Origin of the sequence: Pseudomonas floridensis (genome assembly GCF_002087235.1) — a bacterium.
Taxonomy (GTDB): Bacteria; Pseudomonadota; Gammaproteobacteria; order Pseudomonadales; family Pseudomonadaceae; genus Aquipseudomonas; species Aquipseudomonas floridensis.
This window is the reverse complement of record NZ_MUIO01000052.1, coordinates 38798-48688: the sequence shown is the minus strand read 5'-3', so window position 1 is coordinate 48688 and position 9891 is coordinate 38798. Positions and strand designations below refer to the sequence as shown.

Annotated in this window: 9 protein-coding genes; 2 read left to right on the top strand and 7 right to left on the bottom strand. The window is 54.9% G+C overall.

The window, feature by feature from the left end; all coding sequences use genetic code 11:
- Nucleotides 1-10: 10 nt before the first annotated feature.
- Nucleotides 11-529, bottom strand: coding sequence for a BRO-N domain-containing protein (locus BZK31_RS14055; protein WP_083183573.1), 519 nt, complete (start codon nucleotides 527-529; stop codon nucleotides 11-13).
- Nucleotides 530-850: 321 nt separating this feature from the next.
- Nucleotides 851-1474, bottom strand: coding sequence for a hypothetical protein (locus BZK31_RS14050; protein WP_083183572.1), 624 nt, complete (start codon nucleotides 1472-1474; stop codon nucleotides 851-853).
- Nucleotides 1475-1732: 258 nt separating this feature from the next.
- On the opposite strand from BZK31_RS14050, the gene BZK31_RS14045 reads away from it, so the two are divergent.
- On the top strand, nucleotides 1733-3418 hold the full coding sequence (locus BZK31_RS14045) for a hypothetical protein (protein WP_157900735.1): 1686 nt from the start codon (nucleotides 1733-1735) through the stop codon (nucleotides 3416-3418).
- A 218-nt stretch (nucleotides 3419-3636) separates the two neighbouring features.
- Here BZK31_RS14045 and BZK31_RS14040 read toward each other — a convergent pair whose 3' ends face one another.
- The 5 genes from BZK31_RS14040 to BZK31_RS14020 form a co-directional block, all read right to left on the bottom strand.
- The gene (locus BZK31_RS14040) at nucleotides 3637-4626 is read right to left on the bottom strand and encodes an aspartate-semialdehyde dehydrogenase (protein ID WP_083183570.1); all 990 of its coding nucleotides are present in this window, start codon (nucleotides 4624-4626) and stop codon (nucleotides 3637-3639) included.
- Nucleotides 4627-4679: 53 nt separating this feature from the next.
- Nucleotides 4680-5609, bottom strand: a complete 930-nt coding sequence (gene rarD, locus BZK31_RS14035) for an EamA family transporter RarD (RefSeq protein ID WP_083183569.1) — start codon at nucleotides 5607-5609, stop codon at nucleotides 4680-4682.
- Complete coding sequence (locus BZK31_RS14030) at nucleotides 5606-6352, bottom strand: iron-containing redox enzyme family protein (protein ID WP_083183568.1); 747 nt, start codon at nucleotides 6350-6352, stop codon at nucleotides 5606-5608. The genes rarD and BZK31_RS14030 overlap by 4 nt, the downstream gene beginning before the upstream one ends.
- 89 nt (nucleotides 6353-6441) lie before the next feature.
- Entirely contained in the window at nucleotides 6442-7236 is a 795-nt protein-coding gene (locus BZK31_RS14025) for a HalD/BesD family halogenase (RefSeq protein WP_083183567.1), read from the bottom strand.
- A 46-nt stretch (nucleotides 7237-7282) separates the two neighbouring features.
- Nucleotides 7283-8599 (bottom strand): cation:proton antiporter, encoded by a 1317-nt coding sequence (locus BZK31_RS14020; RefSeq protein ID WP_083183566.1) that lies wholly within the window; start codon nucleotides 8597-8599, stop codon nucleotides 7283-7285.
- Between the two features lie 311 nt (nucleotides 8600-8910).
- On the opposite strand from BZK31_RS14020, the gene ftrA reads away from it, so the two are divergent.
- The gene (gene ftrA, locus BZK31_RS14015) at nucleotides 8911-9891 is read left to right on the top strand and encodes a transcriptional regulator FtrA (RefSeq protein WP_083183565.1); all 981 of its coding nucleotides are present in this window, start codon (nucleotides 8911-8913) and stop codon (nucleotides 9889-9891) included.

The following is a 9891-nucleotide window of genomic DNA, read 5'->3' as shown; positions in this document are numbered from 1 at the left end:
CGGCACTGCGTCAGAGCGCTCGCAGCCGCCGCCACCAAGAAGCCGTCTTTCCACCGCCTTGGCGCGATTGCTCCAACAGAATCTCCGGCATGTCCCGCACGCGAATCCATGACTCGTCCTGCCAGTTCAGCAAACTCAACGACACGCCCGGCCACTGCAGCAAGCCCAGCGTAGGACGCTGCGATTCAGGTGTCTGCTGCATGTCGCGCAAGGTCGACACAACATGATGCTCCAGCCACTCACGTAACGGGCCGTTATGCGGAGCATGATGGTAGACCAGCAAGGCGTAAGCGCCCGACTCACTCACCATCAACGTCTCCTGCGCTTTGCCATAACGCACCAGGCACAAGGTCTTGCGCTGATCGGGCGCGAGCTTGCGTGCCCGGAACTCGTCGAGAAACATCCCCATTAGAATGCCCAGATCGCGGGCGCAGAACCAGGTCTGGTCTTGCAGGCGAATGGCGTGCAGGTGGGATTTGTGGCGGGTGAAGAGGGTGGGGATGTGGGGCGTATTTGTGCTGGTATTCAAAGAAAGCTTCTCCTAGTTCGGAGCTGCCACTTCCCGTCGCCAAACGAATAAGGTGACAGCTGCATGCAGGTTGGCGAACCGGTAGGAGACACCGGCAGACCCTAAGGTCTCCCGCATACAGCGGCCATAACAAAACACAGGCGTAAATATGCCTGCTTTCTATGGTCAACGGTATGCCTCCTAGCCAGATCGCCAAATCCGGTAGCTGGGTATTCAGCTGGGAGGGAGGTTAGACGGTTGATCGAATTGGGGCTGTCAGCCCTCTTTGCGAAGTGTCTGGAGACCCATCCGATAAAGGTGTAGGCAGCGTCCGAGGCCGTTTCAGCCCCCAGGCACCTTCACCCGAGCATATTGATCCTGGCCGATCCAGCCCGTGAACGATCGCCCCTTGTCGTTGATGAACTCGACTTTCGCTGCCCCATTCTTGAATGCCAATACGCCAACCACATCATCCTTGACGATATAGGCGCCATGAGCGGAATGGGCTTCCGGTGTTTTCTGCAGCCAGGCCTTGTCGGCTGCAATGGTGACCAGGCCGATCCACTTCTTGCCCTCGGTCTTGCTCAGGTCGAGTCCTGTCGAGATGTCCGGCATGAGCACGTTCATGCAGCCTGGATGTTGCTGACCTTTTTCAACCGTCAGAACCACGCCGTCAATCGAAGGTTCTAAGGTTCCCGGGTACACCTCATCCAGCCAGGTGGAAACTGCGCTGGCCTTTCCGGCTTCGGTCTTGCCTTGCAGGTAGAAGGCGCAACTGAAGGTGGTGTCTACGCCGCGTTCCTCTGAATAGAACCCTTCGATCTGACCTTCTGGTGTCACAGCCAGCATCAGTTGTTCGTATTTGCCGGAGTGCAGCGTCAGGCCTTCGGCGAGCGCGGATGTGCCGACACAGAAAGATACCAGGCCGGCAGACAGCCAGCGGGATGGATAGAATCGGCGTGTCATGCTTTTAATTCCATTGAGGTTAAAACGCTTCATCACGACCGAACGTCGCCAGCCAATCGTCAATTCTCACACTTGGGTGTGGTATCGCAATTTCTGGCTCGCTGCGGACAGACCTTTACCCGTCCTTTCGTTGAAAGGCCGGAACCCCGTATTATCAACGAAGCGCCACGTATTCTTTCAAGGCATTAGAACGGAGAACTTGCTTTGCTGGATCACATTACTCGCCTACCTTATGCCTCTAGTCGCAGCAGTAAAGACTTGGATCTGAATCTTCCCGGAGACTGGATTGTCTGGTGGTACGGTCCTTTGCGTAAAAATAGGGCGGATAATACTGTACCGCTGGTTGACGTGGTATTCAGAGAACTTGTCAATGATGTACCTCAGGCATTCAAAACCCAACAGATCGCGCTCAGCCGACTCGGACTTTACCAGCCAGGAACCATTTTCGTGGATGGAAACGCTGTGGCCCGTGCGCAGTGCGAGGAGCGGTGGTTTACCGTCAACCTGGATCACAAGGGCTGGAACTTCGTTAATCGGGAACTGATTAACGGTGTGCTGCCATTCTCCGACAAGGATTTTGAGCTACCCCCACAGTCCAGTTCAGACTGGTCACTGGCGTTTGACCAAAAGGATCAGTCGCGGTTATTCATCAACTGTGTGGAGCTTCTTGCGCGAGGGTATTCCCTGGGATCTGAAATTCCTCGCATTCTGACGACCTATACCTGGCCAGAGGTGCTCAACCGGTTTTTTTACAAGCAAAATAAATCGTCTGCCCGGTGGGTGATCTACCCACGAAATGACATGATCCAAATCGATGAAACCTTTCTCGCCCATGTCCGGCACGATGTGACAACTCAGCGCGCCTGCAAATACCTGTACGAACAGCTTGATACGCCGGAATTCGTCAATCACGAGCCCTGCTCACTTCAGGTAAAACCGTGGACAAAGGGTACTGCCCGCCTGAAGTGCAGGGTCATACCGGTCAATGACGGTAAAGATTTCTTATGCATTGTGTTGACCGGAAGGAAGCTGCCAGACGGTGTCGATTTCGACAGTGTGCGGGAACAGTCTGAGCAGAAAGGAGAGACTCGAAGCGATAAGTTCTACCCGCAGTCCCGGCCGCGTGTCACGGGCGAGGAGGCGGACGAGCTGAGGATGACTGATCAACGTCAGCCAGGCAGCAGGGCTCCTTACGAAGAGATCGAGACTGATGAGTTCGAGATTTCTTCGTCTGATCGGAAAATTGGTAGAACCAGGCAGATAAAAGAGCACGTCTACAATACGCCGCTTCCGCTCGTTACCGACGAGCCAGAGGTGTATGCGACAGGCGAGATAACGGGCAGCGGTAGCGCTCAGGTCGGGAAATTGTCCGTAAAGGGGAAGCCGGTAACGATTAACGCTGAAGGCGCACTGTTGAGCATGTGGAAAGCGTTTCTGCAGTTAAAGGAAAGAGGGGATATCGACAGTCTGGAATGGTTCGTTCCTCCAGACAGCCGGGGTACTGATGACAATCCACTTTGCGTGCAGCTCTCCACACCCGAACCCGTGTCTTCCAAGGCAGAAAAATGGTTGGACATGGGAGGCAACGCCCGCCGTGGCATGTTGTTGATGCGCATTGAGGTGAGGGGGCGGGTATTTCTCGTAGTGGAGTTTCAACGCAAAAAGGAAAAGCAGGAAGACGGAAGTATCGGAGAGGAGAATCGCTCCGGATTGATTTGTGAGATCAAGACGTTGAAGCAGGCGCTGGATCTGGTAGCCACCCTTGACGCGGGTATTGCCGAGCACAAAGGTAACTTCAAGAAGCTCAAAGGATTGCCGATACCCCACGCCCTATTCAAGCATCGCTCTTCCATAAATAACGGAGTGGCATTCGAGTCTGCTGCCATCAATGCCCTCAATCTCATGAAGCTGGGTATACCGCCTCTCAGAAAGAAGCTGCAGTGAATCTGCACCCGGCCCCCGCGTATGCGATGGCGTCATGTGTATTGAGCACAACCGGGCCGACAAACCCAGTATGTAGAACCGCGTTCTGCGGTGTGGTGGATGCCGTCCGATATGAAGCGTTGAAATCCGTGTCCAACGTGCTCGATGGACACAGCTCTATGTAAAAGTGCCGACGGCCGAGTCGTCAGCATTGGCTCGCTGACCGTCAACCGCAGCGGTTAGTCGGGCAGCAACTGCATGATCTCGAATGCGTTCAAGGCGGCACCTCGCAGCAGTTGATCTCCGCTAACGAAGATGTCCAGACCGTATTCCTTGTAGATCAGGTTGTAACGGATTCGCCCGACCTCGACCGCGTGTTTGTAGGTCGAGGTCATTGGCATCGGATAGCGTCCCGACTCGGGCACATCAACGACTTCGACGCCGGGCGCGGCACTGAGCAGTTGACGGACGCGGTCCAGTGAAACGATCGGTTGCCTGAATTGCAGGCTCAGCGCTTCAGCATGAGAGCGCAGGGTCGGTACGCGTACAGCGGTTGTGCTGATTGCCAGGTCTGGCTCGCCCAGTACCTTTCGCAATTCCCACACCACTTTCATCTCTTCGCGTGTATAACCATTGGCTTCAAATGAGTCCACTTGAGGGATGACATTGAAAGCCAGATTGTGCGCGAAGTGTTCTGCAGTATCGTTTTCGCCATAATCAATGAAGGACCTGGCTCGCTCCCGTAGTTCTTCCATTGCTGGTTGACCGGCTCCGCTGGCAGCCTGATAAGTGGAGATGATCGCGCTTTCCAGATGATATTCGTTATGCAAAGGGCCCAGCACCATCAAGGCGATAGCCGATGAGCAGTTAGGGTTGGCGATGAGTTTCTCACCGGCATAGCGTTGGCCGTTGATGGGCGGGACCAGCAATGGCACGTGGTCTGCGTAGCGAAAGGCCGAAGAGTTATCAATTACATAGGATGACTGGGCAAGGCGCTCACCATGTTCAAGGGCGAAGGATCCTGATACGCACAGAAAAACAATGTCGCAGGTAGCACAGCCTTCCACTGAGAAAGGTTCTATCAAGTGCTCGCTATCACCAATCCTCAGCGTTTTGCCTGCCGAGCGTTTCGAGGCCATGCACACCACTTCATAGCCGGTATTTTCAAGCAGCTCGAGCATGGTCATGCCCACGGCGCCGGTGCATCCGACCACAGCGATTTTTTTCATTTCGAATCTCCTTATAGCCCGTGCGCCACTCCACAGGAGTGGCGCACGAGTCCTCACGCAGTACGCAGTTGTACGGCCGGTTTGGCGACAGCGCTGGCTCTTTGTACCCGAATCGAGTTCCAGGTAAACAGTGTCAGCGCCATCCAGATGAACGCGAACGCGGCCAGTTTCAGCGACGAGACCGGCTCACCATAAACGAAGGCGGCCAACACGAAATTGCAGATCGGAGGGATGAATTGCAGGAAACCAAGCGTAATCATTGATAGACGTTTGGCCGCCAGACTGTACCACCACAACGGTAATACGGTGATCAGCCCCGTAGCGACCAGCAGTAGGTCATGGGGGGGCGAAAGCAGGAACTGATGCCCTTGCCCGGCGGTATGTGCCAGCGTCAGAAATACTGCGGCAAATGGCAGCAGCACGCCGATTTCCAGTGTCTGCACCACTACCGGATCCCCCGGAACCTTCTTCTTGAATATGCCGTAGAACGAGTAGCAGAAGCCGATGACCAATGCGATCCAGGGAAACGAACGCAGGTTGAGCAGCTCGAACGCCATCAGGGTCACGCCGGTCACTGCGAGGAAAATCGCCCAGGTCTGCAACGTCGTCAGTGGCTCCTTGAAGATAATCCGCGACACCAGCATGCTCATGACAGGACTTAGGAAGTAGCCGAAAGCTACCTCCAGCACCCGGCCCGTCATGATTCCGTAGATGTACATCAGCCACCACAGTCCGAGGACGCCCGCGATCGTCAGCACGCTTTTCGGGCTTACTGTGCGCAACGTTGAGCGCAGCACTGGCAAGCGTCCGGTCAGTAGCAACAGAGCCACGAGAAACAGTTCCGCGAACACCACTCGCCACGATAGCAGGTGGTAGGCATCCAGCCCCGCCAGCGGCTTGTACCACAGCGGGTACGATCCCCACAGCAGGGTGGCGCCGAGACCAAACGCTACGCCGTTGCCAGACTCGTTTTTTGCAGTCATTGCAGTGCCTCGGCATTGAGTTTACGTTCGATACCGTCCCAGAACACTTCCATCAAGTGCAGATACTGTTCAATACCTTCGGCGAACAGGCGACGTTCTTCTTGGGTCTGCAGGTGTTTTTCCATGACGTTGAACACGGCATTGGAATGGCCGACCTCCACTTCCATGTGTAACGTCCAGAAAAACCGACCGCGCTCGTCCACACCTTCATGTATCAGGCCATCGTTGTATTTGGATACCATCGATGCCGACATCGCTTCATCTGCAAACAAACCGCCCAAGGCTTTCTGCAACGGCGGGGTGTTGTAAAGCGCGCAGATGCCGTCGTTCAATGCCTGAGTGCTGGGCAGGCATTTATAAGCCTGGATCTGCGCCTCATCGATCCCCTTATCGTGAAGAAATTTGCGATACAGGTCCGAGTGCGACTGGGTTTCTCCCAATTCGTCGCGAGCATTGAAGGCGATTGTGCGCAAAACGGCTTCGTCCCGGGTAATGGTTGAAATACCGCAGACGTAGAACGGCAGGAACTTGAAGTAGTGCAAGGTTTCCAGGTACAGCACCTTGCTCTGTTCGGGACGCAGGCCTTTCTGAGCATAAGCATTGAGGAACGGGTGCTCGGTGGCGCGATGTTTGAGGATGTAGTCAATCTGCTCATCCATGAACAACTTAAGTTCGAGATCGACCCCGTTGTCACGTACAACGTAGGCGGTTTCGGACTGGAACGTTTCTTGACTGATGGACATGGTAGTTCTCCTTGAAGATAAAAAGGCAACGGCCTACCGCAGGCACTGTGGATGATCGTGCTCACTCGATGGCTGTACGGGCGTCAGGCTTATGAAGCTTCGGCTGTGCGCGCTTCGGTGCCCCAGATCACATCGATACTTTCGTGGGCGACATCGGTGCGGCGGTCATGGGCGCTCGCCCAGCAGGTATTGAGAATGATGCGAGTGGTTTCTTGCTGGATCGGTACAACGTGGTGCAAGGTGGTGTCGGACTTGAGGAAGTACACGTCACCCTTGAGGTGGTGATAGGACTTGATTTGATTGTTGAGGATGTACTGCCAGATCTGCGGGTTCTGCTTGTCCCATTCGCTGTGTGGCACACATTGCAGAACGCCACCGATCGCAGGATCCTCGGGCGCTTCGATAATCCAGATCATGGTGTAGGGGTAGTCGCCCCAGTGCCAGCCATGAGTATCGCCCGGGTGGCTGAGCTTGGTGACCAGATACTGTTCCTGCTCCCAGCATGAGGCCAGATCATCGCCGGCAATATTGCCGAGAAAGTTGCGCAGCGCTCTGGATTCGTACAGTGCTGGAATCAAGGTGCCGCCTTCGGCAATTTCCGGCTGATTGACGTTATACATTTTACGGTAGGTATTGCCGGTGGACGGAACCGTCACGTCGCGACGCACCGAATACTCATTGAGCAATTCATGAACCTCTTCGTGAACACTTTCCAATACCTTGCGCGGTAGAAAGGTAAAATCCTTGAAGTTGAAATAACCATCGCGACGAAACTCATTGCGAATTTTTTTCATCCGGGTTTCGTCACAGAGAATGGTCTGAAAGTGCTTCTCGAGTTGTTGTTCAAGCACGTCCATGGCCAGACCGGGTTTCTGATGTTTCATAATGGCTCCCTTTTCTTTTTTTGATCGATTTATCAACGGCACGTCGTCAGTTTCGTGATTGATGGATAACCCCCGCGGTTAACCATCGGTGGGTTTTCAAACTCAGCAACGGCCCGGTCATCAAGGTGGTGACAATGGTCATTACCACCAGCGCGGTAAACAGTTCGGTACCGATGATGCCCAGGTCCAGACCTATCTTGAGTACGACCAGCTCCATCAAGCCGCGGGTGTTCATCAACACGCCAAGCGTCCAGGACATCGACCATGGATAGGCCATCATTCGGGCGCCAAGAGCGCTGCCCGCTACTTTGCCAATAATGGCCACCGTCAGAATGACCGCCAGAACGGGCAGGCCCAGGCTGGAAAATGCGGAGCTGCTGGTACTCAGCCCGGTCAAGGCGAAGAAGCACGGCATCAGAATGATCAGCGAGACATGTTCCAGGCGCTCAATGATCATCTCCAGCAAGTGCTGTTCCCGTGGCAGGCACAGTCCGAACAGGAAGGCCCCAAACACTGCATGTACCCCGAGAGCATGGGTGAGGCTTCCGTAGATCAGCGCTCCGGCGACCATCACGATCAGCACCTTGGGTTGAGCAACACGATCTTTGGCGGACAGCCATTTGCGCAACAGCGGCTTGAGCAGGGCAAAGGACACAGCGACCAGCAATAGCAATCCGAGGAGTCGCCCGCCGAGCACCAGCCAGCTACCGTCATGGCCGCTGACAACGGCTACCAGCGCAATCAGCAGCCACGCAACCACATCGGTCATGGCTGCTGCCACCAGGGCAATTGTTCCAGCCTCACTGCCGAGCAGGCCGCGCTCCTTGAGAATCCGGGCGAGAACCGGAAAAGCGGTGACCGAGAACACGGTGCCTATGAAAAGAGTGAAGCTCAGTCGAGAAACGTCTGGGTGGGAAAAGCGTTCGAAAAGCCAAGGCGCGATTGCCATCCCCAAACTAAAAGGAATGACAATGCTGAACCCGCCAATCGCCAAGGCCTTGAGTCCGGTCTTGCTGCCTTTTGCCGGGAACCGGAATTCAGCACCAATGACGAAGGTAAACAGCAGCAGCCCCAATTCACTGAGAACTTTCAACTGGCGTGTCGCCTCGGCATCGAATAGTTGCTGATGGAAACCTGGAAATAACTGACCAAGAATAACCGGGCCCAATACGAATCCGGCGATCATTTCACCCACCACTTGAGGCTGGCCAAAGCGCGCCAGCAAGGCACCGAGTAACTTGGCCGTCAGCATCACAAATAAAATCTGTACGAATAACATGTCCCTGTCCTCACGCGTCCTGATAACGCTCATGCAGCAAGCGGCATTAACGAGCGCCCGCTCGCTATCGCCGACCTCCATCATTACCCGGTCGCCGATAGGTGACGGTCATGAAATGAGGGTATGGAATTTAATGGCAGGAATAAGTGATGGACGCACGGCAACGCGGATAACTGTTCAAGAGAAGCTGAATCTATTCGCGTGGCATCCAGGCTGTTCATTGTATGGACAGTGGACAATCTTCTGTCGACGTATCAAGTGGGCGTCGGCACTGCGACAGTCGCTTGGATAAAGCGTGGTCGTCTATTGTTTTCGTGATTGTCCGTGGCGATTGTAGGGGACTCGATCAGTCGGCTACAGTAGGACACCCGCCAATAAACGGTAAATTTACGCCAATGTCTGATCATCCTGGAACTGTGGCCATCCTCGCCTACAAAGGTCTTTGTGTTTTTGAATTCGGTATTGCACTGGAGATTTTTGGTTTGCCGCGTCCGGAAATCGAAGTTCTGTGGTACGACTGTCAGATTGTTGCGGTTGACCAAGGTCCCATGCAGACGTTGGGCGGGATTCAAATCAGTATTGATGCCAGCCTGGAACTGCTTGATAGCGCCCGGACGATCATTATTCCGGGGTGGCGCAGTCGTCATGAAGCGCCTCCTGAAGCATTGCTGACCGCGTTGCGTAATGCTCATGCGCGAGGCGCGCGCCTGCTGTCGATCTGTTCGGGCGTATTCGTTCTTGCCGCGACCGGTTTGCTCGACGGCAAGACGGTGACCACTCACTGGCAACTGAGCGAAGAACTGGCCGAACGATTTCCGTCTGTCACGGTTGATCCGAACGTGCTGTATGTCGATGCCGGGCAGATCATTACTTCGGCCGGCAGTGCTGCCGGCATTGATGCCTGTTTACATCTGATCCTGCGTGACTTTGGTGCCCACGTCGCAAACTCGGTGGCTCGGCGACTGGTCATGGCGCCTCAGCGTACGGGGGGGCAGTCACAATTCATCGTGACGCCAGTGAGCAAATCGCCGCGCAATGAGCTAACCCGTGTATTGCAGTGGGCACGGGAAAATCTGGACAAACCTTTGAGTGTCTGCGAGATGGCCAGCCAGGTCGCCATGAGCGAACGTACGTTTCTCAGGCGCTTTGTTGAAACCACCGGCCTTTCGCCAAAGGCCTGGTTGCAGCAAGAGCGACTGAGCCGTGCGCGGGATCTACTGGAAAGCACCGACCAGAGCACTGCCAGTGTGGCGAGAGTGTGTGGTTATCGTTCGGTAGAAAGTTTTCGCGTGGCGTTTCGCAATGCGATCGGTCTGCCGCCTTCCGCCTACCGCGAACGCTTCGGGCTTGGCGTTTCCCGCGAACAGATAGCCTGA